This window comes from Aeromonas sp. 601039, from assembly GCF_049174415.1.
Classification (GTDB): domain Bacteria; phylum Pseudomonadota; class Gammaproteobacteria; order Enterobacterales; family Aeromonadaceae; genus Aeromonas; species Aeromonas veronii_A.
In genome coordinates, this window is the sequence record NZ_JAAKTL010000015.1 from 35598 (window position 1) to 62357 (window position 26760).

Sequence of the window (26760 nt, forward strand, 5' to 3'; positions counted from 1 at the left end):
CTCGATGAGAGAGGGAGAGTGAGGATGCAGATCCATCGACATTGGCTGATACTGGCTGGTCTCTTCGGGTTGACGGCCACCATGCTGGGGGCTTATGGCGCCCATGGATTGGCTGCGACCGGCATTACGCCCGAGCGTCTGGCGGCGTTCAATACCGCCGTGCAATATCAGTTTTTTCACGCATTGGCCCTGCTGGTTCTGGGCTGGTGTGGTGTGCGCAGCAGGGTGATCCAGCTGGCTGGCACCGCCTTTGTGCTGGGGATCATCGGATTCTCCGGCAGTATTTACGCCATGGTGCTGCTTGGCAGCAAGGGGCTGGGGTTGATTACCCCGGCCGGTGGCCTCTGTTTTATGTTGGGATGGACGGCCCTGATCTGGGCTGGCTGTCGTCTTGGAGGAAAAAATGAATAATCTGCTGCTTTATTGCCGCCCCGGTTTTGAGAAAGAGGCGGCTGCAGAGATCACCGAGCGTGCCGGTAACATGCAGTGCTACGGTTTCGCCCGGGTCAAGGACGACAGCGGTTATGTGATCTTCGAACTGTATGACGAGGAGCAGGCGGACCTGCTGGCTCGCAAGCTGCCGTTCCGGGAGCTCATCTTCATCCGCCAGATGCTAGTGGTCACCCATGAGTTGAAGGATCTGGATGTCGCGGACAGGATCTCCCCGATCCTTGAGGCGGTGAGTGACTACACCATTTGCGGTGATCTGCGGGTCGAAACCGCGGATACCAACGAAGCGAAAGAACTGTCGGCCTTCTGCCGCAAGTTCACCGTGCCGCTGCGTCAGGCGCTGCGCAGCAACGAGATCCTGACCAAGAAGGAGACGCCGAACCGTCCGGTGTTCCACGCCTTCTTCATGGCCAATGATCATGTGTTGCTGGGCTACTCCTATTCGTTCAACAACTCCGGATTCCACATGGGGATCCCGCGCTTGCGCTTCCCGGCCGATGCACCGAGCCGCTCCAGCCTCAAGCTGGAGGAGGCGTTTTACGTTTTCGTGCCGCGGGAAGAGTGGGATGTGCGTCTCTGTTCAGGCATGAAGGCGGTGGATCTGGGGGCTTGCCCGGGTGGCTGGACCTATCAGCTGGTACGCCGTGGCATGATGGTGACGGCGGTCGACAATGGCATGATGGCCCAATCCTTGATGGATACCGGCCAGGTCAAGCATATCCGGGATGACGGTTTCGTCTGGCGTCCGAGCAAGAAGAACACCTACTGGCTGGTGTGCGACATGGTCGATAAACCGGCGCGGGTCGTTCACATGATTGCGGACTGGTTCCGTGAGGGCGACTGCCAGGAGGCGATGTTCAACCTCAAGCTGCCGATGAAGAAGCGTTATGCTGAATCGGTACACAATATCGAAGTGCTGCGCGAGATGCTCAAGGAGATCGACAACGCGTTCGTGATCCAGGCCAAGCAGCTCTATCACGATCGGGAAGAGATCACCGTGCATGTTTACAACAAGTACTGGGTCTCCAAACTCGAGCCCAAGGCGTGATGTAGCGGTTCTGCCCGTACGATAAATACCAAGGCCGACAGGGAAACCTGTCGGCCTTTTGCTATTCGGCTGCCGGAAAATATCAGAAACGGTAATCGAGGCGCAGGGAGGATTCGTCGTCGGTCACCTTGATCTCTATCTGCAGCGGGATGGTTTTGTCGACCGGATTGAATTGCATCTTTATCCCGTCTCCTCTCAGCCTGAGGGCGGTGTTCATTCCGCCAGCCTTGAACTTGACCTTGGGTCTAAAGCGTTCAACTGACAGACTGACGCTCTTTTCCGGGGTCAGATTGAGCTGCGGGTAGGAGGTGATCTTTTGATTACCAAAGTTGTCGGTGGAGACTTCAATACCAAACGACAGGGGTTTGGGTGCCTTGAGTAGGTCGTTGGTATTCAGGCTCGAGCGCCATACCTCTGTGGCAGTCCGTTTTTCCTGCTGTGGCAGTTTGGCGGTTTGGGTCTGTTGATCCTGCTCGAAAGCACTTGCTGCACCACACACCAGCATCAAACCCGAAACCAGATAGCACCCGTATCCCTTCATGAAAAACACTCCCTGTTCTTCTTCTCTATTGAACATAGTTGCTGTTTGGGGAGTGGCAAAGGATTCGGAAATATAAAAAAGGGAGCCTAGGCTCCCTTTTAAAATCAATTGGTTAGCTTACAGGCGATCGATGATGGCTTGGGTGAATTCGCTGGTGGAAGCCGTGCCACCCAGATCGCGGGTGACCCGATCACCGGATTCGATGGTGGCTCGTACCGCCTCGCGGATCCGCTCTGCCTTATCCTGCATGCCGAGGTACTCCAGCATCTGAATGGAGGCGAGGATCACCGAGGTCGGGTTGGCGATATTCTTGCCAGCTATGTCCGGCGCAGAACCGTGGACCGCTTCGAAGATGGCAGCGCCATCGCCGATGTTGGCGCCGGGCGCCATGCCGAGACCGCCAACCAGACCGGCGCAGAGATCCGAGAGGATGTCGCCGAACAGGTTGGTGGTGACCATGACATCGAAACGCTCCGGGTACATCACCAGATTCATGCAGGCGGCATCGACGATCATCTCTTCGCTCTGGATATCCGGGTAGTGGCTGGCGATTTCACGGGCTACTTCGAGGAACAGGCCGGAGGTCGACTTGAGGATGTTCGCCTTGTGGATGATGGTGACCTTCTTGCGCCCTTCCTGACGAGCCAGCTCGAAGGCAAACTTGACGATGCGCTCGGCCCCTTCGCGGGTGATGATGCTCATCGCCTCGGCACTCTTGTTGTCATCACTGCGCTTCTGACCTGCACCCGAGTACATCCCTTCGGTGTTTTCACGCACCGTGATGATGTCGATGTTGTCGTAACGGCTTCTGGTGCCCTTGAAGGAGATGACCGGGCGCACGTTGGCGTAGAGGTTGAACTTCTTGCGCAGGGAGACGTTGATGGAGGTAAAACCGCCGCCGACCGGTGTGGTCAATGGCCCTTTCAGGCTCACCTTGTTCTTCTCAATCAGATCCAGGGTAGCCTGGGGCAGCAGCTCGCCATGCTTCTCGAGGGCAACCAGACCTGCATCAGCGTATTCGTACTCAAAATCACAGCCCGCATGGGTCAGGATCTGGATGGCTGATTCAATAATGCTGGGGCCGATGCCGTCGCCGGGGATCACGGTAATTTTTCTTTTGGACATGAGAGGGTTCCACTTCCAGGGTATAGGGGAGGATGGGGCTGCTTTATAGCATTTACTCAGCAAACCAACCACATTCCTTTACATTCTACTCACTTTTATCAACAGCGAGGGTGAGTCTCGTCATGGTTCACGCCCTTGCCTGCATTTTTGTTCGGCACTTTAGTCTGGCTGGGGCGGGTAGCGGATGTCCCGCAGGTTGAATCCCAGCGGAATATCCCGCTGCAAGCGCACCAGTCGCTGGGCCAGCAGGGCCTCATCCTGATGTTGGCGCAGTTTGATCAGTGGCTTGGCAGCGTCCTCTTGCTGGCAGGCTTCGAGCATGGCTGCCAGATTGCCATATTGTTGCAACAGCTGGGTGGCGGTCTTGGGGCCGATCCCCGGAACCCCCTTGATATTGGAACCGCTGATACCGGTCAGGGCCCAGAAGTCGACCAGCTGAGCAGGGGCTACCCCATATTGCTGCTGGACGAAGGCCGCATCCAGCCAGCGCTTGTTGAAGTAGTCGCGCACCCGGATCTGCGGGCAGATCAGTTGGCAGAAGCCCTTGTCGGTGGAGATGATGGTCGCCTGATGGCCATGGCTGGCGATGCCGCTGGCGAGGGTGGCGATAAGGTCATCCGCTTCATCGGTCTCGGAGAGCAGGGCATCGACACCGCACTCCCAGAAGGCATCCTGCAGGGTCGCCAACCCCTCACGCAGTTCGGGGGGCATGGGAGTTCGCCCCTCCTTGTAGGCCGGATAGACCTCCTTGCGCCAGCTATGCACCTCGCCATCAAACACGGCAATGACATGGGTCGGCTCGCTATTGGCCAGCAGCTTGCGGCAGGTATTGATAAGGTTGGCGCGGGTTGCAACCAGCGCCTGGGCAGGGGTCAGTGCCTGCTGGGCCTGTACCGCGTGCAGACGGCGAATGAGGTTGAGGGCATCGATGATGAGCAGGTGTGGCCGGATAGTTGACATGGGGCACTCTTGGCGGTCGGGACGCCCCATTGTAACAAACCACTCGCCTTATGGGGGATTGATGGCGGTCGGGAAGGCATAGCGCCAATAAAGAGGGGCGCCGATGCGCCCCTCTGTCGATGATGTATCTGTACCCTAGCGGACGATTTCGTAGCAAGGCACATACTGACTGCCCGGCAGCTTCATCCGCTGCTGCTTGACGAAGCTCTCCAGCAGCTTGTCCATCAGGTGCATCAGCTCCTTGTCGCCGTGCAGCTTGAAGGGGCCCTTCTTCTCGATGGCGCGAATGCCCCCTTCCTTGACGTTGCCGGCGACGATGCCGGAGAAGGCACGACGCAGGTTGGCGGCCAGCAACTGGGGCGGCTGGTTGCGGTGCAGATCCAGACTGGCCATGCTGGCGTGATCCGGTTCGAAGGGGAGCTGGAACTCCGGCTCAATCTTGAGGGACCAGTTGAAGGAGTAGGCATCACCGACCGATTTGCGGTATTCGCGGATTTTCGGCATCGCCTCCTTCATCACTCGGGCCACTTCCGGTGCATCGCCAACAATGATCCGGTAGAGCTTGGTCGCCGGTTCACCGAGGGTCGCCTTGATGAAGTCATCGATGGCTCGGAAGTAGTCGGCACTCTCTTTCGGGCCGGTCAGGATGATGGGCATGGGTTGTCGTTCGTTGGCCGGATGCATCATGATGCCGAGCAGATAGAGCAGCTCTTCGGCGGTGCCGACCCCGCCCGGGAAGATGATGATGCCATGGCCCAGACGCACGAATGCTTCCAGCCGTTTCTCGATATCCGGCAGGATCACCAGCTCGTTGACGATGGGGTTGGGCGGCTCGGCCGCGATAATGGAGGGCTCTGTGAGGCCGATGTAGCGCCCGTTGCGCACCCGCTGTTTGGCATGGCCGACGGCGGCCCCCTTCATCGGGCCCTCCATGGCTCCCGGGCCGCAACCGGTACAGATGTTCAGCTCACGCAAGCCCAGCTCGCTGCCCACGGCGCGGGTGTACTGGTACTCGATCTCGTTGATGGAGTGGCCACCCCAGCAGACGATCAGGTTGGGATCGGCGCCAGGCAGGATCACCTTGGCGTTGCGCAGGATGGCGAACACCACGTTGGAGATATGAGTCGAATTGGTGAGGTTGACCAGCCGGTTCGATTCAAGCTGGTTGGAGACATAGAGAATGTCGCGCAGCACCGAGAAGAGGTGCTCCTGAATACCACGAATGATCTCTCCATCGACGAACGCGTGCTCGGGGGCGTTGAACAGTTCCAGCTTGACCCCGCGCTCGCGCCGGATCACATGAATGTCGAATGATTTGAAGCGCTCCAGGATCTCCTTGGAGCTGTCGGTATGGCTGCCGGAATTGAGCACCGCCAGCGAGCAGTTGCGAAACAGTTGATAGATATCGCTGGAGGCAGTCTGCTTGAGGCGATCCACCTCGAGCTGTGACAGCAAATCCATGCTGCCAACGGGATTGATGTGCGTAATCATAGGTTCCCCTTTACTCACTTGTTATCGTTGTGTTTTTTCCCTGGGGAGAAAAGGGATGCCATGTTGCATCCCCTGAGTTTGATAGTAGTGGCAACGGAGGGGGGAGGGAAATAGGGCGACGACTGTTCGCTGTTTTTTTAGTCACAACTCAGGCCAGTGTCACTTGATCCCGACCTGCGTTCTTGGAGTGGTAGAGCGCTCTGTCCGCCCGTTCGAACACATCGGAGGGGTTGTCACCATCCTTGAACAGGGTTGCGCCGATGGAGATGGTGATCTCCACCTTGGCATCGCGAAAACGGAACGGGATGCTCTTGATGGTCTGGCGCAGGGTTTCCAGCGGCTTCTGGAACTTGTCCGGGTTGATATTGGGCAGCAGCACCACGAACTCTTCGCCGCCGAAACGGGCGATGAAGTCAGTGTCACGCAGGGCGCTCTGCAGCGCTTTGGCAACAACCTTCAACGCCTTGTCGCCGGCCATGTGGCCATAATTGTCATTGATGTTCTTGAAGTGATCGATGTCGATGATCGCCATGCAGAGCGGAGTGCGGTAGCGAAGCCAGCGCTTGAACTCCTGCTCCAGCCGCTCGTCGAGGGCGGCCCGGTTGTGTACCTGAGTCAGGCTGTCGAGGAACAGCTTGTGCTTCTGAATGGTCAGCCGCTTCTTGTATTCGGCGGTCTCATCCTTCATCAAGCGCAGCTTGGACTCCATGGTGGAGAGGCGGGTGAGCAGGTGACGTTCCCGTGCTGCGGTACTTTCCCGTTCTTGCAGCAGCAGATTGATGGCGCCCATATGGCCGGAGATGGCACGCTTGAGCGCATCGATGGAGTTATGGCTGGCCAGGGAGTGGTCGATCGCCTGCAGTTCGCAGACCAGAGCTTCGCGGGTTTCACGGGTTTCATTTTGTAGCGCACGCCCCTCATCGAGGGATTCGGTAAAGCCGACATGCACTGCTGACAGGCTCTCGTTGAGGGAGCTGAGAAAGGCGCGGGAGGCTTTGCGCTCCTCGCGGGTGCCTTCGATGATAAGTTCGATGACCTGCATACAGGTCTCTGCCAGCATGGCAGGATTGATGCCGATCAGCAGTTGACGGCGGATATCCCCGAGGCTCTCGCCAATTGAACCGGCGAAATCAAGTTCGGTGATCAGCCGCTGCAGTTCGTCTGCGATACGCGCATGATCTTTGAGGTCAAACGGCTCAACATCAGGTTGGGGTTCACAACCGGGCTCGCTCTCTTGCTGTTGGGGCGCTGAAGAGCCGGACAGTGGCTGGCTTGGCAGCAGCTGGATCTTGATCGCCTGCTGATAGAATTCAAGCAGGCGGATCACCTTCTTTTGATGATCGGCAATACCATAGCCGGCGGGGCTTTTCAGAAATTCCTTGAGGGATTTTCGGGTCTCTTCCGGGAAGCCCTTGATGGTTTTTAGCTGTTTTGAGCCAAGATCAATGGCTGCCTGGGTCAGGGTGAGCGACTCTTCCAGTGCATTGCTGTGCTGCTGCAGCAACTTCTCGATGGCAAGTAGCTCTGCATCCAGCGAGGTGAATGCGGGATTGCTATCCAGTCTCTGCTTGAGCTTGGCGAAGCGATTGTCCAGCTCACGATCGAAGCCGCGGCAAGAGAGCATCAGCTTGTTGATAAACTGGATGCCACGAGCTCGCTCTGCATCGGAAAAGGAGAGAACGCCGTCGAGCTCCAGCTGTTTTTGCTGGAGGGATTCCCTGAGCCTGGCCAATTGTCCTGCTACGGCAGCGATGTCATTCATTATCAGGTCGCCCTGTTGTCATTATTGTTTTTGGTGTTGGATAGCAACAGTGGCCGAACCCGAGGTTGAGTGTCGTCTGTTATCTATTATTTGCCGGCTGGCCTTCAGCCGCTTGCATCCTTGCGAGGCTGGGCCAGTTAACCCATTGCTTTTCATGAGAAGAATTGACTTTTACCAGCCCCTTGTCAATTGCCATCAAGCCGCATTGCCACACATCCCCATTAAAAAATGCAGCCTGCTGGCAATCGATGGCGGCGAGCTCCAACCAGGCGTTTTGCCGGTATTTTTCACTGAGCTGAATGGCTCCCGACAGGGCGAGATAGCAGAGGTCGAACAGGCCATTGTGATCGAGCGCGGTCGCCGCCTTGGGCAGGAAGGGGTGGCTGACAATCCCCAGGCTTATCTGGCGATCAAGCTCGTATTGGCAAGGGAAGGCGGCGATGGCGGTTAGCAGGTCTCCCGCAAGTTGATGCAGGTTGGTCACGTGGCGCTGCGGCACAACGTACAGCATGTGCCCTTCCCGCAAGTCATAGATACGGCCATCTTGCGGGGTCAGGGTATCCATATAGATGCCGAACGCCTGCTCGATTTCACGGCTGGCCTGATAGCCGTGGCGCTCCAGCGTATTGACCAGGAAGGGTACCCGGAACAGCAGATAGTGCAGCTTGTCATCGAATTCACTGTGCTCTTCGCTCAGATACCAGCGCTCCGATTTCAGCTGGCGTTTTGCCATCTCCCGCGGCCAGCGATTCATCAGCCGCTGCCAGTTGGCAAGTCCGGAGCGGGGTTCGATCAGCAGGGCCTCGCCAGTGCGTTTCAGTTGCAGACGGGCGGTACGCAATTTTAGCCAGAGGGTGAAGAAGAGGTAGATAAAGAGCGCCAGCAGCAGGCTGGTGGTAATGCTCGACCAGAGATAGCGCTCCTGCTGGTGCTGGCTGTTGTTAAGCTGCTGCTCCAGCTCCTTGATGTGTTGTACCCGTTCAACCTGGACATAGTTGTCGCGGATCGCAGCCTGCTCCTGATCAATTTCCTGCTGGCGAACCTCTTCTCCCAAACGATGGAAGCGCTTGTAACTGTCGAGGGCCTGGTGCAGGTATCCCTTCTGTTCATACGCAAGTGACAACAGGCGGAATACTTCGTACTGGCGGCGAGTGTCGCCTACCTGATTGGCCAGTGCCCGGGCATTTTCCAGCTGCAGGATGGCGATGGCCGCCTCATGCTTCTTCAGATAGAGCTCGCCGAGCAACAGCAGGGTATCGATCAGCGGCTCTTTGGCATCGCCCAACTCGTGGGACTGCCGGGATGCATTGAGGTAGTTGCCGGCCAGCGAGAGGTTACCGCTTTGCAGATAGGTCTTGCCTATCTCGTACTTGAGCAGAGAGGCCTGCGGCCGACTGCTTCCCTCATCAAGCAAATCCAGCGCATTGAAGAAGTAGACCAGCGCCATATTGAGGTCGCCCTGATCGCGGTTGAGTCGGGCCAGCACGATAAGTGAGTCGCATAGCAGTGACGGATTGCCGATGGAGTGAAAATAGTTGGCCGCTTCATTAGCATATTGCAGTGCTTTCTGGGGCTCCTGCTCTTGCTGATAGAGTTTGACTATCTGGTTGGAGAGCAAGCCGAGAAAGAGCGGGTCGTTGAGATTCTTGGCCTGCTGCTGGGCATCGATATATTCACCCAGTGCCAGCTGGGGTTGTTGCAGCACACGATAAAGGTCGCCGCTGATGGCGCTGACCCAGGCGCTGGCAAGAGGATTGGTGGCTTTGGCAGCCCAGATCCTTGCATCCGCCAGATGGGTCTTGGCGTCTTCAAGATGCTGATTTTCAATCTCGTAGCTGGTGCGTTGCAGGCGGCTATAGATCTGTAACTGGCTCTGTTTGAGGTCGGGACGGGCCAGCTGTTCGTCCAATTGTTCCAGCAGGATACGGCTGTTGTTCTGGCCATCTTGCCTTAGCCCCTGGCTACGGATTTTGAGATAGAGGGCGTGGGCCTTGAGTTCGGGTTGGCGTTCTCTCTCCGCCAGCTCCATCGCTTTGTCGAGGGTTTGCTGGGTAGCTTGATATTGGCCAAGCTGGATTCGGCACTCCCCTTCAAGCAGGTGTGCTCCGATGGTTTGCGAAACGGTGCTGTAGCTGAGCAGAGGCTCGCGATAGCCGAACTCCTGACGATTACTGATGATTTGCTGGGGATTATTGGCCGCACGCGTCAGAAAGGCGGAGGTGATCTGAACACATCTGGCAGGGTCGGTCAGCACCAGTGATTGGGCCTGTTGCAGATCCAGGGATAGTTGCTCCTTGTCCAGATCCAGATTCGGAGCGGACAGAGAAGACATCATCATAGCCAGAAAAAACAGTTGATTCATTGGATTAAGGACGGCGCAGAGGTGTTGGCATGTTATCCAAGCCCACCCCTGCGAGTCCAGCGTTTACTGATGGTGTGCTCAGGCTCCTTTGTAGCCGGATGCATCAAGGCGCCAGCAGGGTTGAGATAGCAGGGCGCTCGGGTGTGATACCGGGCAGCCCTTTATCAACCTCTGCTCTTATTGGCGGATCAGACGCAAGTTGGCGGGCACGGCTTCGAAATCGGAGCGGAACGGGTTGATGTCGAGGCCGCCGCGACGGGTATAGCGGGCATAGACGGTCAACTGCTCAGGCTGGCAATAGTGCTTGAGGTCGATGAAGATGCGCTCGATGCACTGCTCGTGGAATTCGTTGTGCTGGCGGAACGAGATGAGATAGCGCAGCAGCTTCTCCCGATCGAGTTTCGGCCCCTTGTAGCGGATCACCACAGAGCCCCAGTCGGGCTGGCTGGTGACCAGACAGTTGGATTTGAGCAGGTGGCTGTGCAGGGTCTCCTCGACCAGCTCGCTGCCTGCCGCCCCTTGCAGCAGGGACGCATCAAACTCGTAATTGTCTACCTCGATATCCTGCTCGTCGATGCACTCGCCGGGCAGCTGGGCAATCTGGTGCGGCGCCTTGTCGAGGGGGAACAGGGTCACCTTGACGGTCTCCCCGGCACAGGCGCTCAGATCCTTGGTCAGCATGGCGGCGACTGCCTCGATAGAGTCGCAACGGGTCTGGTTGAAGGAGTTGAGGTAGAGCTTGAAGGATTTGGATTCGATCAGGTTCGCACTGGTGGCAGGAATGGTCACTTCCCCCACCGCCACCATCGGCTTGCCCTTGGCATTGAGCCAGGAGAGCTCATAGAGGGTCCAGACATCGCAACCGGTAAAGGGGAGGTCGTCACCGAGTTTCAGATCATCCCGGTTCAGGCTACGTGGAACCGGCTGTAGCAGGGAGGGGGTGTACTGGCTGATGTAATCGGATTGCTGGCCCAGGCTCAGGCCGGTCAGGGCGCTGGCCCCGGCGTATCTATCTTGTTTGCTCACGTAATGTGCTCATGATGAGTGGAATGAAACGGGCCATTGCTGGGCCGGATGGTTGCAGCCGTTTGGCTTGGGTGTCGGCCTCTCTGTATCCCGGGTTCTGTTGCTCGGGTCGCAAGGTCGGCTGGCAACCTTGTCTGTTACCGGGTTTGGTGGTGCAATAGCGGACTTTGCCAGCAATTGTGGGGATTTTCGATGTCGGATCAAGTTTTGTCTGCCCTGGAGCACTTTTTTGCCCGCTGGCAACGGGATGGCGAGGCCAGACGAGGCTTGCCCCTGTGCGAGTGGGAGGCGGACTGGCGTTCCCCCTGCCAGCTTGGTGAGCCCGCCGATGGTCGGGTGGCCTGGCGTCCTCACCATCGCTCCGAGCCGGCCGATTTTACAGCCATGGCCGACGCCCTTGAGCTGACGATTCATCCCAGCGCCATCGCCCTGTTCGGGCACTGGTTCAGCCGCCCCATCCCCTGCCTTTTCAAGGGGCTGCGCCTTGAATTGATCCTGCCGTGGAACGACGCGGATCTCGACCTGCTCAAGGAGAACCTCATCGGCCACCTGCTGATGCTGCGCAAGCTAAAACGAACCCCCTCCATCTTCATTGCCACCACCCGCAACGAGATGACGCTCATCTCCCTTGATAACGAGAGTGGTCAGGTGTGGCTGGAGTGGCTCGATTCTGGTCGCCGTCTGACGCTGGCTCCCTCTTTGCCGGCGTTTCTGGAGCGGCTGGAGACGTTGCCGCAATAGCACCTGTTCGAGCCAAGGTTATTCATCGGAACGAAAAGCGCCTTGCCATGCTGCAAGGCTCATTTTTATGGCATCGCGTACAGGGAGCGTGCTTAATCCTTGAAATCCCAGGAGAGGTTGGAGACCAGACGGCAGCTGTCGCACTTGAAGTCGAAGATCTCGTGCAGTGGCTCTGCCAGTGCCCACTCACCGCCACAGCTGGGGCAGGGGCGCGCCTTCTCCTCGGCAGCGCTCAGCCCGCCCACCCGATAGAGGTAGTAGTAGGTGGGTATGCCGCTCAGCACTTCCAGCCGCTTGGCCAGATCGCTGCCGCGCCGGTAGAGGCGGCTGCCCACTTCGCCGATTTCGTGCAGCGCTGCGTGTTCGGCGATGGAGCCGTTCATCTGTAACTGATCACACGCCTCCCAATCCTCCTGCCACTTGATGATCTGTTTCTGATCGCCGTTGGCGACCGCGGGCAGTTGGTAGAGCGGAATGGGGGCGAAGTGGTCGCCACAGCGCAGCGGCGAGCAGGTGTGCAGGAAGCTGGTGTAGAGCATCATCCAGCTGGGGCGCTCGCCCTGTGTGCCGCAAGGATCTGTGCTGTCGGAGAGCAGATCCGCCCCCTGCAGCTGGAGTTTGGGCGCCAGCAACCCGGCCTGATTGAGCTGCTGTTCGGCCAGTTTGACCTGCTCGCTCTGGTTGTCGGGGTGCAGGCTATCCTGCTCCGGGCAGACTACCCGACTGACGAAATAACCGTCGTGCATGCTGGTGGGGAACTCCCGCCCGAGGATCTGGCCCTGATAACGCAGCATGTCGAGGTAGTTGACGATGGCCCGCTCGGCGTCGCCAAGGGAGGTATCGCGGTAACACTCAAAGCAGAGTTCGACGATATACATGGTTCAGCCCTGCCCCTGCTGGAGGAGCAGGTCGGTCAGGCGATCCACCTTCTGTTCGATGCGCGCGAGCTGTTCGGCGAGTTGCTGCAGGGTGAGCTCCGGTGCTGGCTGAGGGGCTGCCTCTTGCAGGAGCTCGCTCTCGGCGGTCGCGACGGGCTGCTGCTTCCACTGGCTCAGCACTTTCAGCAGCTCGGCCATCGGCACAGGCTGGGTTAGGCGGGCCTTGATCATGGCAGTGGTGGGCGTCAGGCCCTTGGTGGCCAGCTCGTTGGCAATTCGGATGATCTCGTGGGCGGACATAAGCATGCTCTGGGTGAGAAGGAGGGATCGATATCGGGGCGGGATCTTAACCAAAGCCGGCAGGGGAGGAAAGGGGCGGGCGGCTAGCGGGGCTGGCGCAACATCACATCGAGCTGGTCGATCGCTTCACACCAGTCGGAGTCGTTCCACAGGGCGTCGCGCAGAAAGCTGGCCTGGGCGGCGTTCCAGAAACCGGCCTCCGGCAGCAGGGTCTCATTGTCGAGGTGATGGTCGTGCACAAAACGGTGCAGGCTCAGCTCGTCGTTTGCCATCCCTAGCTGGGCAAACAGGGCTGGCAGATCGTGGACAAGGGGTTCCATCTCGTCTCTCCCTTTGTTTAATCCCTGAGATTATAGACAGGCACAGCCATCGGGCGCAGAGACGAGATTGGGGATCAGGCAGAGGGTATGCGATGGGGTGGCAGATCAACGCCCACGACGTGTAGCCCCTGCATCTTGAGGGTTCCCTGATAGTGGCTCTCGCCATCGCTGGAGAATTCAAACTGATAGTGGGTCAGTAGCCGCAGGGGATTATGCGCCAGCTCCCGCCGATGGCGGGCCAGCGACAGCAGTTGCAGATCATGGTGCTGGCAGTAGCGGCGCATGTATTGCCAGGCCACTTCTGCCTGTTGGCGTTGCAGCCAGAATAGGCCGGCAATCGCAATCAGCAACAAAATTCCGAGCATCTCTCCCATAGGCGGGCTTCCTTATCGTGATGACGATAACCGGGAGTCCTGCTCGGCACTCCCGATCTCCTTTTCTATATTCCCGCCGTATTGCCTCGTGGCGTGAGGGGAGGCGAGGGATCAGGCCGAGGCAAACAGACGGCCGATGGCCTTGCCCAGCGCATCGCTGCGCTCGGGGTCACGCAGTCTGGCCAGCATATCATTGCGCAGGGCCGGTAAAGTGACCAACTCGGCAAAAACCTGATTGAAGAACTGGGTCGGTTGCAGTGCCAGTTGTTCCAGATAGTGGCTGAGCAGATTGGCATCTTTCAGGTCGGGCCAGAGCCGGCCCGCAATGGCGAGCAGCAGCGCCGGGCTCGGCTGGGTTTGCAGCAGGGTCAGCAGCTTGTTGGTGCGCAGCGTGCTGCCGGGGCAGGAGGCCATGGCGCGGCAGAGGTAGGCCAGGGTCTCCGGGTTGGGGGCGGCGCACTCCTGCTCCTTGCCGATCCGCTCGAGCAGGGCCCCTTGTACTGCCGGTGGCAGCGGGGCGTTTTCAAGGCTCTGGCAGAGGGCATAGAGCGGCTCTTGCGGCAGTTTGGGCAGCGCCTTACAGATCAGCGCCAGATTGCGCTCATCATGCAGCCGCTCGGCCAGATCGGCAAAGCCCTGCAGCCCCAGAGTCTGCCAACCGGTGTCGTTGGGGGCGGCCAGATAGTGGCAGAGGGCATCGTAATAGGCGGAAGGGGCCTGCTCCAGTTGTCGCGCCAGCTTGGCATGCAGACTGGCCATTTTTGCCTCCGCCGGGCGGAAGGTGTAGGGATTGTCGGCCAAGCGCTGGGCTTTTTCCTCGTCCAGATCGCCGGTGAGCTTGTAGCCCAGGGTCTCCACCACCTGATCCATGAACAGCTTGGGGCCGTTTGACATCAGCAGGCCGCGCTCATCGAGGGCAAACTTGAGGAACCAGAGGTAGTGGCGAGACTCGCTCGGCTGGAAGAAGTGCACACCGAGCCAGGCGTGCTGTTGCAGCGGCCAGGGGTAGGGTTCCTGCTGCTGTTCGATGCGCACAAAGGTGTCGCTTGCCAGTGGCCGCACCTGGCGGCCCATGTCAAACAGCTGGAACTGGGTGCCAGCCTGAGTCAGAAATTCGGTCAAGGTATTGATGGCAGTAGGCGTCGCAGACATGGTGAGATCCGGCTAATGGTGATGCGGGCCGATTATAAGGCCCTTGCCGAGGATAGCCAGTGGCAGCAGACGTGCGCTGCGGCAGATATCAACATGGCAGCCATGCAGGGGGAGGTGTATAGTATCGCCCTTTTTTAACGGCGGCAGGCCGCGCTGATTGCCGTGTATGTCGACGAGCCGGCTGAATCGCCGGTGCTGCGTGCCGGAATTTATTTGCATCCTGGCTGGCCCTGTCGGGTCAGCGGATCAATCTGTGGTTATGAGGAAGAGAGCGAGATGAATCAATATTTGCTGGTAGCTGGCCTGTTGGGGGAACTCACCGCCGAGTTGCAGCGCCTTGAGCGCTGGCAAGCTGACCATCCCGGTGACGAAGCCCTGGCAAGCACCCTGCCTTTTTGTGTCGATACCCTGAGCTTTGATCAGTGGCTGCAGTTCGTGCTGATCCCGCGGATGGAGCAGCTGGTGATGTTGCAGGCGCCGCTGCCCACCAGCGTCTCCCTCTATCCCATGGCCAGCGAAGTCTACAAAGAGGATCTGGCCGAGGCAGAAGCGCTGCTGCGCCTGATCGCCCGCTTCGATCTGCTGCTTTCCGGCAAAGTGATCGAACAATGATGCCTGCGCAAACTCGAGAAGAGAGTGACCTGAAGCTGACTCTGCTCTATCAGGATGAGTGGCTGGTGGCGGTCAACAAGCCGTCCGGTCTGCTGGTGCATCGCAGTTGGCTCGACAAGGGCGAGACCCGTTTTGCCATGCAGATGACCCGGGATCTCATCGGCGGTCGCCATGTCTATCCGGTGCATCGCCTCGATCGGCCCACCTCAGGCGTGCTGCTGTTTGCGCTCGATCCGGTGATTGCCCGCGCGCTGACCGAAGCCTTCACCCAACGTCAGGTACACAAGGAGTATCTGGCATTGGTGCGCGGCTGGGCGCCCGAGCAGGGGGTGATCGACTATCCCCTCAAGGAGCAGTTGGACAAGATTGCCGATGCCATGAGCAACCCGGATCGTCCGGCACAGGATGCCGTCACCACCTTCCGGCGCCTGCATCAGGTCGAGCTGCCCCACGCGGTCTCCAAGAAGCACCCTACCAGTCGCTACAGTCTGGTCAGATTGTTCCCGAAGACCGGCCGCAAGCATCAGCTGCGCCGCCATATGGATCACCTGTTCCACCCCATCGTCGGGGATACCACCCACGGGGATGGTCGTCACAACCGTTTCTTTCGCGAGCACTTCGGTTGCGAGCGACTGCTGCTGGTGGCCCGCACCCTGAGCTTTACCCATCCTGTGCTCAAGGTGCCGATGCGGATCCAGGCGCCACTCGGTCAGGATGTGCTGCGCCTGTTTGCCGAGCTGGGCTGGCCCGCCAGCGAGAGCGACTACTAAGCGCCTGATCCTCAGCCTTGAATCGGTGGCATCTGACGCCAGCTTGCTGATAGAGTTGCTCAAAAGAGTGACTCAAGCAGGGAGAGGAGAATGGCGCAGATCGATATCGTGGTAGGAACTGTCTACGGCGCAGCCATGCTGGTGGCCGAGACCTTGGCAGATGAGCTGGAACGCAAGGGGCATCACTGTACCCTGCACGAAGAAGCACGGCTGGCGGACATAGACCCCGGCCGTTTTTTATTGCTGGTCAGTGCCACCACCGGGCAGGGGGACATTCCACCCAATCTGCAGCCTTTTGCCAGCGAGCTGGCCGACAAGGCACCTTGGCTCAAGGGATTGCGTTATGCCCTGATTGCCATGGGGGACAGCAGCTATGACCATTTTTGTGGCGCGGGCCGTCGGCTGGACGGATTGCTGCAAGAGTTGGGGGCCACGCGAGTGATTTCCCCGCTGGAGCTGGATGCCACCGTGCACGATGAACCCGAACAGGTGGCACTCAGCTGGCTGAAAAAGTGGGATATTCAGCCCTGAATATTCTCTTGAATAGAGCCATATCAATCCCCTGAGCCTTAAGTAGCAGGGGATTGTTATTTGCACAAGAACCATTTCACTCTGCAACGCATATTTCCCCTGATGGCGGAGGGGTATTTTCCCCTTTTAGCATTCCATTGCCGTAATGGTTTCACGCGTACCGCAGACCCGTCATCCAAATAAAAGTTCCATCTTGAAAGCGATCTCAGTCATGTTTTTGTCATTCGAACGTAAAATAATGACTTTAGTTCTATCGCGAATTAATTAATGATAACGCTTTCAGGGTTGTTGTTGTTGTGAGTTTTTCTTGTTTTTCGGATTTTAATTGCGCGGTTGATGGCTTTTTTACTTGTTGTTGTTGTGGGGATCGTTTGCCGAGCGATTTGTCGCCATTTTGTGAGTCGCTTCATATTTGTCGTGAAATACGCTCCCTATAATCAACCTCGGTTATCACCAACAGGATTACATGGTGATAAGAAGTTGAATATTCAGGATCACACTCCTCACTGCGGGAAATAAGGAATATGACAATGAAAATGAAGTGGCTCCCGATTGCAGCAGCTGTTACTGCCGCCCTGGCTTCCCAAGCCGCCTTTGCCGTAGATTTCCACGGTTATTTCCGTTCCGGCGTCGGTGTTTCCGGCGACGGCGACATGGTTAAATACAACGTCAATAAAGTTGGCCGTCTTGGTAACGAAAATGATACCTACGGTGAAGTGCAACTGGGTCAGGAAGTATTCAACAAAGATGGCAAGACTTTCTATGTTGATTCCATGTTTGCCATGGCTTCCAACGGTTCAAACGACTGGGAAGGTACCGGTACGGTTTGTAACTTCGATGCCAAGCAGTGCAATGGTGATTCCGACTTCGCTCTGCGTCAGTTCAACGTACAAGCCAAAGGCTTGCTGAACTTTGCTCCTGAAGCAACCCTGTGGGCTGGTAAGCGTTACTATCAACGCCATGACATCCACATCTCCGACTTCTACTACTGGAACATCTCCGGTGCCGGTGCTGGTATCGAAGGCATCCAGGCTGGTCCGGGTAAAGTATCTTTCGCATGGGTACGCAACGATCGCAGCGCTGCCGATGTGTTTGGCCAGTACACCCAAACCGGAGTGGATGGCAACGGTAACCCGACCTATCAGAAGAATGAAGATCTGAACGTTAACACCTTGGATCTGCGTTATGCCGGCATCCCGCTGTGGACCGATGCGTCCTTGGAACTGGGCGTTGACTATGCTCTGGTCAATGAGACCAACGATCAGAAAGCACTGAAAAAGAATCCGCAAGATGGCGTGATGCTGACTGCTGAACTGACCGCTGGCATCCTCGGTGGTTTCAACAAAACCGTGCTGCAATACGGTACCGAAGGTTACTCCAAGACCATGGCTTTCTATGGCGATGGTTCCTGGTACGGCGCTGAAGCCAAAGACGGTGCTGACGGTTTCCGTATCATCAACTGGGGCGTTGTTCCGATGGGCAACTCCTGGGAGATGGGTCACCAGCTGGTTTACGGTGTAGGCAACGAAATGTGGGACGGCAACGACAAGTGGGAAACCATGTCTGTTGTTGTTCGCCCGATGTACAAGTGGGATGACTTCAACAAGACCATCTTTGAAGGCGGTTACTTCAAGGACAACAACAAGTCCACCAATGGCAGCGAAGACAAAGATGCCGGCTACAAGCTGACCCTGGCTCAAGCCTGGTCTGCTGGTTCCAGCTTCTGGGCCCGTCCGGAAATCCGTGTGTTCGCCTCCTACCTGGCTAACGACGAAGACAAGAAAGTCTTCGAAGGCAATACCTCCAAAGACACCTACCAGTTTGGTGTGCAAGCAGAAGCTTGGTGGTAAGCAAAAGTTTAAGTTAAGTTAGTGACTGCCCCCTTATGGGGGCAGTTTTGTTTCGCCGGATCACGGCCACCGGATTATGGAGATAAGAAAAATGAAACGGGTAAAGATGTCTATTGCAGCCGTAATCACTGCGCTATTAACCGGTTGTGCCGGCAACATGGTTGTTCCTCTGCAAGAACATGGCTCTATCTTGAGCGATGCAGATCAAGCCAAGCAAGCGTTGGCCAAAGCCTCCAGCTGCTGTGTGGCGTTTAAAGATTTCAGTTATGCCCCCTTGCCTGAAGGTGAGACCTTGCTGGCCATCGATGGCAAGCAACCCACTTTTCAGTTTGATGAGGGGATGAGTTACTTTGCGGCTTATCGCCTGCCGGCCAACACCGGTAATCTGGCGATCAGCCTGGCATCACAGGTGAGCAAAACCGTGATGGTGCCCAAAGTCATTATGCTGGATGCCGAGTTCAAGGTGACTCGCGTACTGGGTGAGTCTGTATTCAGTTATCAGCCTGCTCACCTGCTCGATAACGACCGTATCGAAGGGCGTCTCTTTGTTGACCGCAGCATGCCTGGCAACCCGGCCAGCGAAACATACATGATCGTCTATGCGCCTGCGGACCAACTCTCTGGCAGCACAACAATCCTTCATCCATCAAAAGCGTTTGCTCGTGCTAATGGTACCGTTGAGCCTGATATCAAGGATCCGGTGATCCCGCACTCTCCTTGGGGTTTGGTGCAGATCAAAGTCAAAGATATGGCCCGTGGAAGTGGTCTTGAAGCGGTATTCAAACCCGAATATGCCGATAAGGTGGCCATGAGCCAGGGTCAGCAGGTTGCCGCGATAGCGACGACTGCAGCCGTTACCACAACTGCAACAGCTGCGGTCGCAGCCAAACCTGCTCCTGCCATGCTGAGTGAAACAGAAGCCTTCTATCAGAGCCAGATCGAAAAAGCGGTCAAGGCGGGGGATATCGACAAGGCGATGAAGCTGGTGAACGAGGCTGAACGGGCTGGTTCAACCAAAGCAAAAAGCGTGTTTATTGATGCGGTCAAGCGCTCGCAAAAATAGAATAATACGACCATTTACTGGTCAGATATATTTATTGAGGCCTCCCTTGTTGGAGGCCTTTTTAATCGGTAGACTGTAATAAATAAAAGTCACGCCGTTACACTTGGTTACAATGTGTTGCCGTTTGATGTAAATGGTATTATTAAAATACAAAGTGAAACTGCTATTTATATGTCTTTGTAATAGAGTGACAATGCGGATTATTAACTTATATTAGATGCGTTTTTTAGCCGCTAAACAAGTTGTGATCTTCCCTCCAAATTCAATATTCCCCCGCCTTCGAAAGCAGCAATTTATGACCCGCTGGGTTATATTCTGATGGTCAAAATAAACAAGCCCGACTCGAAGATATCTGAATGAATCAGTGCTTATTTCATCCAGATAGATCGTTCAGGGACGACAATCCATTCAGGAGCGCACACAATGTTCAAAAATGCTTTCTCTAATCTGCAAAAGGTTGGTAAGGCGCTGATGCTGCCAGTATCAGTCTTGCCAGTCGCAGGTATTCTGCTGGGGGTGGGTGCTGCCCACTTCAGCTGGATGCCGGAAATTGTCTCCCAATTGATGGAGCAAGCCGGTGGTTCTGTATTTGGCCAGATGGCCCTGCTGTTCGCAGTGGGTGTTGCTCTGGGCTTTACCAATAACGACGGTGTATCCGGTCTGTCAGCCATCGTTGGCTACGGCATCATGGTCGCAACCCTGAAGGTCATGGCACCTGTGATGGGTGTTGAAACCATCGAAACCGGCGTGCTGGGTGGTATCCTGGCCGGTGGTATCGCAGCCTGGGCGTTCAACCGCTTCTACAAGATCCAGCTGCCAGAGTACCTGGGCTTCTTCGCGGGCAAGCGTGCCGTACCCATCATCACCGGTTTCCTCTCCATCGGTCTGGGTGTGATCCTGTCCGTGATTTGGCCGCCAGTGGGTGGCGCCATTGGTGCCTTCTCTGACTGGGCTGCCAACCAGAACCCGGTACTGGCCTTCGGTATCTACGGCGTGGTTGAGCGCTCCCTGATCCCGTTCGGTCTGCACCACATCTGGAACGTACCGTTCTTCTATCAGGCTGGTACCTGCGTCAACGGTGCCGGTGAAACTGTTCACGGTATCATGACCTGCTTCCTGACTGCTGATGACGCTTCCCGCGCTGCCGGTAACGGTTTTGGTCAGCTGGCTGGTGGCTACCTGTTCAAAATGTTCGGTCTGCCTGCTGCTGCGTTCGCCATTGCTCACGCTGCCAAGCCGGAAAACCGCGCCAAGATCGTTGGTATCATGGCCTCTGCAGCCCTGACCTCTTTCCTGACCGGTATCACCGAGCCGATCGAGTTCTCCTTCCTGTTCATCGCTCCGGTTCTGTACGCAATCCACGCTGTACTGGCTGGTCTGGCTTATGTGCTGACCAACTCTCTGGGTATCGTACACGGTCACACCTTCTCCAACGGCTTCATCGACTTCGTGGTGCAATCACCGCGTGCCGACAACATGCTGCTGCTGGTTGGTCTGGGTCTGGTTTACGCGGCTATCTACTACGTCGTATTCAGCTTCGTTATCCGTGCCATGAACCTGAAAACCCCGGGTCGTGAAGACGAGACTGCTGAAGAGGCCGTTGGCCAAGGCAAAGACGAGATGTCTGCTGCTCTGGTTGCCGCCTTCGGTGGTAAAGAGAACATCGCTTCTCTGGATGCCTGCATCACCCGTCTGCGTGTTGGTGTGAAAGATGTTGCCAAGGTTGACCAGGCTGGTCTGAAGAAACTGGGTGCTGCCGGTGTGGTAGTGGCTGGTTCCGGCGTTCAAGCCATCTTCGGTACCAAGTCCGACAACCTGAAAACCGACATGGACATCTGGATGAAGAGCAACTAATTCTGTTGCCTGAATATCAGCGTGTTTGAAGAGGGAGGCGAAAGCCTCCCTCTTGCTATTTGTGGTTGCTTGTAGCGTGTCTCGGGGCTTGGCAGGGGTTGTGTTTTCCAAGGGGCTATGTGTAACGGGTTGCCCAATGGTGGCCCAACAGCACAAGGTGGTGTGCTCCGCTCACCTTATCGCACGGCATTGCCAGATAACCCCATATCCCCATAAAGCCAGCCAATAAAAAGAGCGCCATCTGGGCGCTCTTTTGTCGAGTCGAGGGGATTAGAGTTTCTCCAGATCCCGCTCGATTTCGCAGATCTTGTTCTGCACCACTTTTTCCAGATGACGCAGGTCGCGCAGGATCTTCTGCTTGATGTCCGGGTCGGCTTGCTGATGGACGCCCTGGGTCAGGTTGTCCAGCTCATCCACCACATACTTGAGGTTGGCGTTGATCTCGGTGACATCCTTGTACTCATGGGTACCGGAGTCGACCAGCATGGTCTTGCGCTGGCGGGGATACTTGAATTTGACACTCTTGGCGAAGAACTCGCCCTTCTGCTTCTTGAAGTAGATCTTGAGGATGTCGTGGTTGGCCTCCTGGCGCAGGGTATAGCTATCGATGGAGGCGGGATCCTGGATCCCCAGGCTCTTCAGATTCTCGTACATCAGGCTTCCTCGGTTTGAAACGATCCTGTCCCATCCATCTTAACCGATGCCTCATGGCTTGCCTGTGACAGGGGCGCCAAAATCAAAAGGGCGCCATCAGGCGCCCTTTTATCACAGCAATGCTGATTACTCGTCGATGGAGCGCAGCAGGGCGTTGATGCCGACTTTGGCACGGGTTTTGGCATCGACCTTTTTGACGATCACCGCCGCGTAGAGGCTGTACTTGCCGCATTTGGAGGGCAGGGAGCCGGAGACGACCACGGAGCCAGCCGGTACGCGGCCGTAGTGGATCTCGCCGGTTTCACGGTCATAGATGCGGGTGGACTGGCCGATGAAGACGCCCATGGAGATGACGGAACCTTCCTCGACGATGACCCCTTCAACCACTTCGGATCGGGCACCGATAAAGCAGTTGTCTTCGATGATGGTCGGGTTGGCCTGCAGCGGTTCCAGTACGCCGCCGATGCCGACGCCGCCGGAGAGGTGGACGTTCTTACCGATCTGGGCGCAAGAGCCGACAGTGGCCCAGGTATCGACCATGGTACCTTCGTCAACGAAGGCGCCGATGTTGACATAGGAGGGCATCAGCACAGTATTGGGGGCGATAAAGGATCCTTTGCGGGCGGTCGCCGGCGGCACCACGCGCACACCCGCTTCCTTGAACTGCTCGGCGGTGTAGTTGGAGAACTTGAGGGGAACCTTGTCGTAGTATTGGGCATCGTCGCCCTTGATGATGTAGTTGTCGTTGATACGGAACGAGAGCAGTACCGCTTTCTTCAACCACTGATGAACGACCCACTCACCGGCGATCTTCTCGGCAACCCGGGCCTTGCCGGAGTCCAGCAGTTCGATGACTTGCAGGATGGCGGACTTGGTAGCGCTGTCCACAGTGCTCGGGGTAATGGTGTCGCGGCGCTCGAAGGCCGCTTCAATGATCTGTTGCAACTCGGTCATGACAGGTTTCCTTTAAAAAATTCTGTTTGTTGTATCACACTTTTCCGACTTTTTTTAAGTGGCTGACCGGAATTCTTCCAGCCAACGACCATTTCGTCCATATTTCCCGGCCAACCATTTGTTTGGTATGGGAAAAAAGAGGTGAAAACCGCCTCTTTCGAATCAGATTGCACTCACTCCATAGCAAATTGCTGCGGATTAAGCTGATGAACCAGTCGCTCTTCCAATTGCTGTTGTTGCTCGGCGGTCAATGGCTCGCCATCGAGGCTGGTCAGGCTGAAAAAGTCCTCGACCCGCTCGCCAAAGGTGGCGATCTTGGCGGCATGCAGCGACAGACCACACTGCTGGAACACGGCGCCGATCCGCGCCAGCAGGCCGGGAGTGTCGAGGGCGGTCAGCTCCATCAGAGTGTGGCGGCTTTCCCCTTTATGGGGTAGGAAGACCACCCGTGTTGGTACGCTGAACTGGCGGTGGCGGCGCGACAACGGCTTGCTGCGCAGTACCAGCTTGCCCGGCTCCTGCAGCGCTTTCTCCAGCGCCTTCTTGATGGTGGCGGTGCGGTTGGGGCTGATGGGTTCGCCGTTCGGTTCCAGCACCACAAAGGTATCGAGCACATAGTTGCTGCGCGAGTTCATGATCTGGGCGTCGTGGATGTTGAGGTTCTTCTGATCCAGCGCCGAGGCCACGGTGGCAAACAGGTTCGGCGTGTCGCGACAGTAGATGAACACCTCGCTGCCGCCGCGGGTCGGGTGTTTGCCGATGATCACCAGCGGAGCCGGATTGTCGCCATGCTCGATGATGTGGCGGCAGTGCCAGGCGATCTGTTCCGGGCTGTGACGCAGGAAGTAATCAGCCTTGAAGTCGCCCCAGAGCTGATTGATCGCTTCTTCCGATACATCCCGTTGTGCCAGCAGTTGCTTGGCCTGACGCTGATTTTCGCGAATGCGCAGCCGCATGTCGGGCGGGTTCTCCAGCCCCTGACGCAGCGCCTTCTGGGTGGCGAAGTAGAGCTCGCGCAGCAGGGTGCCCTTCCAGTCGTTCCACAGGCTATCGTTGGTGGCGCAGATATCGGCCACGGTGAGGCAGTAGAGCAGGTCGAGATGCTGCTCGTCGCGCACCTTCTGGGCAAAGTCGGTAACCACGTCGGGATCGTATATATCGCGGCGCTGGGCGGTGACCGACATCAGCAGGTGGTGGCGCACCAGCCAGGCGACCAGCCGGCTCTCGTAGCGATCGAGGCCGTGCAGCTGACAGAACTCCAGCGCATCGACGGCGCCAAGTTCCGAGTGATCGCCGCGCCGCCCCTTGGCGATATCGTGGAACAGGGCGGCGATGCTGAGCAGCTCCGGTTTACGCAGTCGGGTGAACACTTCATGGCAGAGCGGGTGGCTCTGGCGATTGGCCGGGTTGGGAAAGCCGTGAATGTTCTTGAGCAGCCGGTGGGTGTGCTCATCCACCGTATAGGCGTGGAACATGTCAAACTGCATCTGGCCGACGATGAGGTTCCATTGCGGCAGATAGGCAGCGAGGATGCCGTATTTGTGCATCAGGGTAAGCGGCAGGCCGATGCCGTTGGGATGGCGCAGCAGCGCCATAAACAGGCGGCGGCAGTCCGGCAACTCCTGCAGCCAGCAGTTGAGCTTGCGGCGCGCCTCGCGCAGCTGGCGCAGGGTGGCGGAGTGGATGCCCGCAATCTCGGGATGCTGGGCCATCTGATAGAAGAGACGCAGAATAGCGACCGGTTCACGGGCAAACAGCTCGGCATCGACCGCATCGATGAGGCGGCCACGGAGCTGGAACTCGTCGGAGAGGCGGCGCACATCCATGGCGCTGTTGCCGAGGATCGCCTCGTCAAACAGTTGCAGCAGCATCTCGTTGAGTTCGGCGACCCGCCGCACCGTCTGGTAGAAGCGCTTCATCATCTGCTCGACCGGAGCGTTCCCTTCCCCCTCGAAGCCCAGCATCTGGGCCACGGTGCGCTGGCGGTCGAACAGCAGGCGGTTGTCCCCCTTGTTGATGGCCATATGTAGGGCGAAACGCACCTTCCAGAGGAAGTTCTGGCAGTCGAGCAGCTCGCGGTACTCGGCGCGGTTGAGAAAGCCGTGGCTGGTCATCTCGAACAAGGTGGTGGCGCCGAAGTGGCGACGGGCGACCCAGGCCAGGGTCTGAATGTCGCGCAGGCCGCCCGGATTGCACTTGAGATCCGGCTCCAGTTTGTAGGCGGTACCGAGAAACTGCTGGTGCCGCTCCGCCTGCTCTTGGCGCTTGGCACGAAAGAAGGCTTCACTTGGCCAGAAGTGCTGGGGGCCGGTGGCCTCTTTCAGTTGCCGAAAGCCCTCTTGGCGACCAGTGATGTAGCGGGCCTCGATGAGGTTGGTGGCGACCGTAATATCGGCGCGCCCCTGCTCGAGGCACTCCGCCACGTTGCGCACCGCCTGACCCACCTCCAGCTTGAGATCCCACAACAGGGTGATGAACTCGCCAATGCGTAGTCCCAACACTTCGTCCAGTTCGTCGCCGTCATAGAGGATCAGCAGGTCGATATCGGAGTGGGGGTGCAGCTCGCCGCGGCCATAGCCCCCCACCGCGATCAGGGTCAGGTCGCTCTTGTCGAAGCCAAACTTCTGCCACAGGCGGCAGAGCAACTGATCCATGTATTCGGAGCGGGTGGCAACCAGCTCGATGATGTTGTCACCGGCATCGAAACGGGCGTGCAGCCAGCCGAGAAAGCGGCTCAGGTACTCTTTGCAGTTATCGCGGGTGAGCTGGTCGTCGGGTAACAGATGAGGGGAAAGCAGGCTGGCGTCCATGGCATCTCACACACAAGTGGCAGGCATCTGGCTGAAACAGGCAGTAAAAACCCCGGCGCTTTTCACAAGGGCCGGGGTTCGATGTTAGCTGTGTTTGATGAAGCGGTCGATAGTGTCATCGGGGCGCAGGGTTAGCACCTCGCAGCCATCATCGGTCACCAGCAGGGTGTGCTCCCACTGGGCGGAGTCGCCGCCATCCTTGGTGGTCACGGTCCAGCCATCCTTCGGATTGACCTTGCAGTGATACTTCTTGCTGTTGACCATGGGCTCGATGGTGAAGCACATGCCCGCTTTCAGCTCCAGCTTGCCGCTGTTGCGGTAGTGGAGGATCTGCGGCTCTTCGTGGAACTCGGCACCGATGCCGTGACCGCAGTAGTCACGCACCACGGAGAAGCCGGCCTTCTCGACGATGGGCTGAATGACGGCCCCAATCTCGGTAATGCAGGCACCCGGACGCACCTTCTTGATGGCGGCATAGAGGCTCTCTTGCGCAACCTTGCAGAGCTGGCGGCGCAGCGGGGTGGTTTCACCCACGATGAACATGGCCGAGGTATCGCCGTGGTAGCCATCCTTGATGACGGTGATATCCAGGTTGATGATATCGCCATCACGCAGCTTCTTGTGATTCGGGATACCGTGGCAGATCACATCGTTCACCGAGGTGCAGATGGATTTGGGGAAGCCGTGGTAGTTGAGCGGAGCTGGAACCGCCTGTTGTACGTCGACAATATAGTCGTGGCAGAGGGTGTTCAGTTCGTCAGTGGTGACGCCAGCTTTGACATGGGGCGCAATCATGACCAGCACATCGGCGGCCAATTGGCCGGCAACGCGCATCTTTTCAATCTCTTCCGGTGTCTTGATTTTAATGGACATGGGATCTCTCTTGCGGCCTGCCGCTGGGCCTGCGAGGGCAGACAGGACAGGTAATGAAAAATAGATGCGTTTGCAATCAGGGCAAAATTTTATCCGCAACCCCCTCGTACTTCCAGTGTGATTGTCATCACAACGTCAAATCAGCGTCGCAGCATCCTCTGGCGGGATCCATATTTACACCTGTTTAGGGTGTCGGCCGGTGGTGTCCTGAACAAAGTTATGATATAAAGCGCGCCGGAATGGGGAACTTGCGTCCCGA

Annotated in this window: 25 protein-coding genes; 9 read left to right on the forward strand and 16 right to left on the reverse strand. The window is 57.3% G+C overall.

Annotated elements, in window-relative coordinates:
• Nucleotides 1-24 precede the first annotated feature (24 nt).
• Together G5195_RS13440 and rlmM are read left to right on the forward strand one after the other, a co-directional pair.
• Nucleotides 25-411 carry a DUF423 domain-containing protein gene (locus G5195_RS13440; RefSeq protein ID WP_227341194.1) on the forward strand — a complete coding sequence of 129 codons (387 nt, stop codon included), beginning with the start codon at nt 25-27 and terminating at the stop codon, nt 409-411.
• The gene (gene rlmM, locus G5195_RS13445; protein ID WP_005338617.1) at nt 404-1498 is read left to right on the forward strand and encodes a 23S rRNA (cytidine(2498)-2'-O)-methyltransferase RlmM; all 1095 of its coding nucleotides are present in this window, start codon (nt 404-406) and stop codon (nt 1496-1498) included. Before G5195_RS13440 ends, rlmM begins: the two co-directional genes overlap by 8 nt.
• 82 nt (nt 1499-1580) lie before the next feature.
• Here rlmM and G5195_RS13450 read toward each other — a convergent pair whose 3' ends face one another.
• From G5195_RS13450 to queF, 7 genes are all read right to left on the reverse strand, one after another.
• The gene (locus G5195_RS13450) at nt 1581-2039 is read right to left on the reverse strand and encodes a hypothetical protein (RefSeq protein ID WP_136501476.1); all 459 of its coding nucleotides are present in this window, start codon (nt 2037-2039) and stop codon (nt 1581-1583) included.
• A gap of 117 nt (nt 2040-2156) precedes the next feature.
• Nucleotides 2157-3164: an isocitrate dehydrogenase gene (locus G5195_RS13455; protein ID WP_005349723.1), complete on the reverse strand. Its 1008-nt coding sequence runs from the start codon at nt 3162-3164 to the stop codon at nt 2157-2159.
• 159 nt (nt 3165-3323) lie between these two features.
• Nucleotides 3324-4124: a flap endonuclease Xni gene (xni, locus tag G5195_RS13460; protein ID WP_110303307.1), complete on the reverse strand. Its 801-nt coding sequence runs from the start codon at nt 4122-4124 to the stop codon at nt 3324-3326.
• Between the two features lie 135 nt (nt 4125-4259).
• Nucleotides 4260-5615: a nucleotide 5'-monophosphate nucleosidase PpnN gene (gene ppnN / locus G5195_RS13465; RefSeq protein WP_019445906.1), complete on the reverse strand. Its 1356-nt coding sequence runs from the start codon at nt 5613-5615 to the stop codon at nt 4260-4262.
• A gap of 148 nt (nt 5616-5763) precedes the next feature.
• A complete protein-coding gene (locus G5195_RS13470) occupies nt 5764-7377 on the reverse strand; it encodes a GGDEF domain-containing protein (RefSeq protein WP_216951894.1) in 1614 nt (537 codons plus the stop codon).
• 79 nt (nt 7378-7456) lie between these two features.
• Nucleotides 7457-9739, reverse strand: coding sequence for a hypothetical protein (locus G5195_RS13475; RefSeq protein ID WP_421222323.1), 2283 nt, complete (start codon nt 9737-9739; stop codon nt 7457-7459).
• A gap of 177 nt (nt 9740-9916) precedes the next feature.
• Nucleotides 9917-10765 carry an NADPH-dependent 7-cyano-7-deazaguanine reductase QueF gene (queF, locus tag G5195_RS13480; RefSeq protein ID WP_421222321.1) on the reverse strand — a complete coding sequence of 283 codons (849 nt, stop codon included), beginning with the start codon at nt 10763-10765 and terminating at the stop codon, nt 9917-9919.
• A 192-nt stretch (nt 10766-10957) separates the two neighbouring features.
• Here queF and syd point away from each other — a divergent pair, with 192 nt between their 5' ends.
• Nucleotides 10958-11506 (forward strand): SecY-interacting protein, encoded by a 549-nt coding sequence (syd, locus tag G5195_RS13485; protein ID WP_236562558.1) that lies wholly within the window; start codon nt 10958-10960, stop codon nt 11504-11506.
• A 92-nt stretch (nt 11507-11598) separates the two neighbouring features.
• Here syd and G5195_RS13490 read toward each other — a convergent pair whose 3' ends face one another.
• From G5195_RS13490 to G5195_RS13510, 5 genes are all read right to left on the reverse strand, one after another.
• A complete protein-coding gene (locus G5195_RS13490; RefSeq protein ID WP_421222320.1) occupies nt 11599-12384 on the reverse strand; it encodes a Zn-ribbon-containing protein in 786 nt (261 codons plus the stop codon).
• A gap of 3 nt (nt 12385-12387) precedes the next feature.
• Nucleotides 12388-12684: a hypothetical protein gene (locus G5195_RS13495; RefSeq protein ID WP_421236223.1), complete on the reverse strand. Its 297-nt coding sequence runs from the start codon at nt 12682-12684 to the stop codon at nt 12388-12390.
• Between the two features lie 83 nt (nt 12685-12767).
• On the reverse strand, nt 12768-13004 hold the full coding sequence (locus G5195_RS13500; protein ID WP_005338602.1) for a DUF2789 family protein: 237 nt from the start codon (nt 13002-13004) through the stop codon (nt 12768-12770).
• 74 nt (nt 13005-13078) lie between these two features.
• Nucleotides 13079-13378, reverse strand: a complete 300-nt coding sequence (locus G5195_RS13505; RefSeq protein ID WP_005349738.1) for a DUF3301 domain-containing protein — start codon at nt 13376-13378, stop codon at nt 13079-13081.
• A 111-nt stretch (nt 13379-13489) separates the two neighbouring features.
• Nucleotides 13490-14530 (reverse strand): DUF3549 family protein, encoded by a 1041-nt coding sequence (locus tag G5195_RS13510; protein ID WP_040067970.1) that lies wholly within the window; start codon nt 14528-14530, stop codon nt 13490-13492.
• 276 nt (nt 14531-14806) lie between these two features.
• Here G5195_RS13510 and G5195_RS13515 point away from each other — a divergent pair, with 276 nt between their 5' ends.
• The 6 genes from G5195_RS13515 to ptsG all read left to right on the forward strand — a co-directional run bounded on the left by G5195_RS13515 (nt 14807) and on the right by ptsG (nt 21210).
• Complete coding sequence (locus G5195_RS13515) at nt 14807-15142, forward strand: YqcC family protein (RefSeq protein WP_005338596.1); 336 nt, start codon at nt 14807-14809, stop codon at nt 15140-15142.
• A complete protein-coding gene (gene truC / locus G5195_RS13520) occupies nt 15139-15912 on the forward strand; it encodes a tRNA pseudouridine(65) synthase TruC (protein WP_019445213.1) in 774 nt (257 codons plus the stop codon). The genes G5195_RS13515 and truC overlap by 4 nt, the downstream gene beginning before the upstream one ends.
• 90 nt (nt 15913-16002) lie before the next feature.
• Complete coding sequence (locus G5195_RS13525; protein ID WP_216951888.1) at nt 16003-16443, forward strand: flavodoxin; 441 nt, start codon at nt 16003-16005, stop codon at nt 16441-16443.
• Between the two features lie 530 nt (nt 16444-16973).
• Nucleotides 16974-18293 carry a maltoporin gene (locus tag G5195_RS13530; RefSeq protein WP_302054505.1) on the forward strand — a complete coding sequence of 440 codons (1320 nt, stop codon included), beginning with the start codon at nt 16974-16976 and terminating at the stop codon, nt 18291-18293.
• A gap of 91 nt (nt 18294-18384) precedes the next feature.
• Complete coding sequence (locus G5195_RS13535) at nt 18385-19356, forward strand: MalM family protein (protein WP_266134125.1); 972 nt, start codon at nt 18385-18387, stop codon at nt 19354-19356.
• 423 nt (nt 19357-19779) lie between these two features.
• Complete coding sequence (gene ptsG, locus G5195_RS13540) at nt 19780-21210, forward strand: PTS glucose transporter subunit IIBC (protein ID WP_005338586.1); 1431 nt, start codon at nt 19780-19782, stop codon at nt 21208-21210.
• A 270-nt stretch (nt 21211-21480) separates the two neighbouring features.
• Here the strand turns inward: ptsG and G5195_RS13545 are convergent, their stop codons facing one another.
• The 4 genes from G5195_RS13545 to map form a co-directional block, all read right to left on the reverse strand.
• Complete coding sequence (locus tag G5195_RS13545; RefSeq protein WP_421222315.1) at nt 21481-21864, reverse strand: DUF3461 family protein; 384 nt, start codon at nt 21862-21864, stop codon at nt 21481-21483.
• Between the two features lie 126 nt (nt 21865-21990).
• The gene (gene dapD / locus G5195_RS13550; RefSeq protein WP_421222314.1) at nt 21991-22818 is read right to left on the reverse strand and encodes a 2,3,4,5-tetrahydropyridine-2,6-dicarboxylate N-succinyltransferase; all 828 of its coding nucleotides are present in this window, start codon (nt 22816-22818) and stop codon (nt 21991-21993) included.
• Between the two features lie 173 nt (nt 22819-22991).
• Nucleotides 22992-25628, reverse strand: coding sequence for a bifunctional uridylyltransferase/uridylyl-removing protein GlnD (gene glnD, locus G5195_RS13555; protein WP_421222312.1), 2637 nt, complete (start codon nt 25626-25628; stop codon nt 22992-22994).
• An 84-nt stretch (nt 25629-25712) separates the two neighbouring features.
• Entirely contained in the window at nt 25713-26501 is a 789-nt protein-coding gene (gene map / locus G5195_RS13560; RefSeq protein WP_021229216.1) for a type I methionyl aminopeptidase, read from the reverse strand.
• Between the last annotated feature and the right edge of the window lie 259 nt (nt 26502-26760).

Coding starts and splice junctions, on each gene's coding strand:
- G5195_RS13440 (WP_227341194.1), top strand. CDS start 25: ATGCAGATCCATCGACATTGGCTGATACTGGCTGGTCTCTTCGGGTTG.
- rlmM (WP_005338617.1), top strand. CDS start 404: ATGAATAATCTGCTGCTTTATTGCCGCCCCGGTTTTGAGAAAGAGGCG.
- G5195_RS13450 (WP_136501476.1), bottom strand. CDS start 2,039: ATGAAGGGATACGGGTGCTATCTGGTTTCGGGTTTGATGCTGGTGTGT.
- G5195_RS13455 (WP_005349723.1), bottom strand. CDS start 3,164: ATGTCCAAAAGAAAAATTACCGTGATCCCCGGCGACGGCATCGGCCCC.
- xni (WP_110303307.1), bottom strand. CDS start 4,124: ATGTCAACTATCCGGCCACACCTGCTCATCATCGATGCCCTCAACCTC.
- ppnN (WP_019445906.1), bottom strand. CDS start 5,615: ATGATTACGCACATCAATCCCGTTGGCAGCATGGATTTGCTGTCACAG.
- G5195_RS13470 (WP_216951894.1), bottom strand. CDS start 7,377: ATGAATGACATCGCTGCCGTAGCAGGACAATTGGCCAGGCTCAGGGAA.
- G5195_RS13475 (WP_421222323.1), bottom strand. CDS start 9,739: ATGAATCAACTGTTTTTTCTGGCTATGATGATGTCTTCTCTGTCCGCT.
- syd (WP_236562558.1), top strand. CDS start 10,958: ATGTCGGATCAAGTTTTGTCTGCCCTGGAGCACTTTTTTGCCCGCTGG.
- G5195_RS13490 (WP_421222320.1), bottom strand. CDS start 12,384: ATGTATATCGTCGAACTCTGCTTTGAGTGTTACCGCGATACCTCCCTT.
- G5195_RS13495 (WP_421236223.1), bottom strand. CDS start 12,684: ATGTCCGCCCACGAGATCATCCGAATTGCCAACGAGCTGGCCACCAAG.
- G5195_RS13500 (WP_005338602.1), bottom strand. CDS start 13,004: ATGGAACCCCTTGTCCACGATCTGCCAGCCCTGTTTGCCCAGCTAGGG.
- G5195_RS13505 (WP_005349738.1), bottom strand. CDS start 13,378: ATGGGAGAGATGCTCGGAATTTTGTTGCTGATTGCGATTGCCGGCCTA.
- G5195_RS13510 (WP_040067970.1), bottom strand. CDS start 14,530: ATGTCTGCGACGCCTACTGCCATCAATACCTTGACCGAATTTCTGACT.
- G5195_RS13515 (WP_005338596.1), top strand. CDS start 14,807: ATGAATCAATATTTGCTGGTAGCTGGCCTGTTGGGGGAACTCACCGCC.
- truC (WP_019445213.1), top strand. CDS start 15,139: ATGATGCCTGCGCAAACTCGAGAAGAGAGTGACCTGAAGCTGACTCTG.
- G5195_RS13525 (WP_216951888.1), top strand. CDS start 16,003: ATGGCGCAGATCGATATCGTGGTAGGAACTGTCTACGGCGCAGCCATG.
- G5195_RS13530 (WP_302054505.1), top strand. CDS start 16,974: ATGAAAATGAAGTGGCTCCCGATTGCAGCAGCTGTTACTGCCGCCCTG.
- G5195_RS13535 (WP_266134125.1), top strand. CDS start 18,385: ATGAAACGGGTAAAGATGTCTATTGCAGCCGTAATCACTGCGCTATTA.
- ptsG (WP_005338586.1), top strand. CDS start 19,780: ATGTTCAAAAATGCTTTCTCTAATCTGCAAAAGGTTGGTAAGGCGCTG.
- G5195_RS13545 (WP_421222315.1), bottom strand. CDS start 21,864: ATGTACGAGAATCTGAAGAGCCTGGGGATCCAGGATCCCGCCTCCATC.
- dapD (WP_421222314.1), bottom strand. CDS start 22,818: ATGACCGAGTTGCAACAGATCATTGAAGCGGCCTTCGAGCGCCGCGAC.
- glnD (WP_421222312.1), bottom strand. CDS start 25,628: ATGGACGCCAGCCTGCTTTCCCCTCATCTGTTACCCGACGACCAGCTC.
- map (WP_021229216.1), bottom strand. CDS start 26,501: ATGTCCATTAAAATCAAGACACCGGAAGAGATTGAAAAGATGCGCGTT.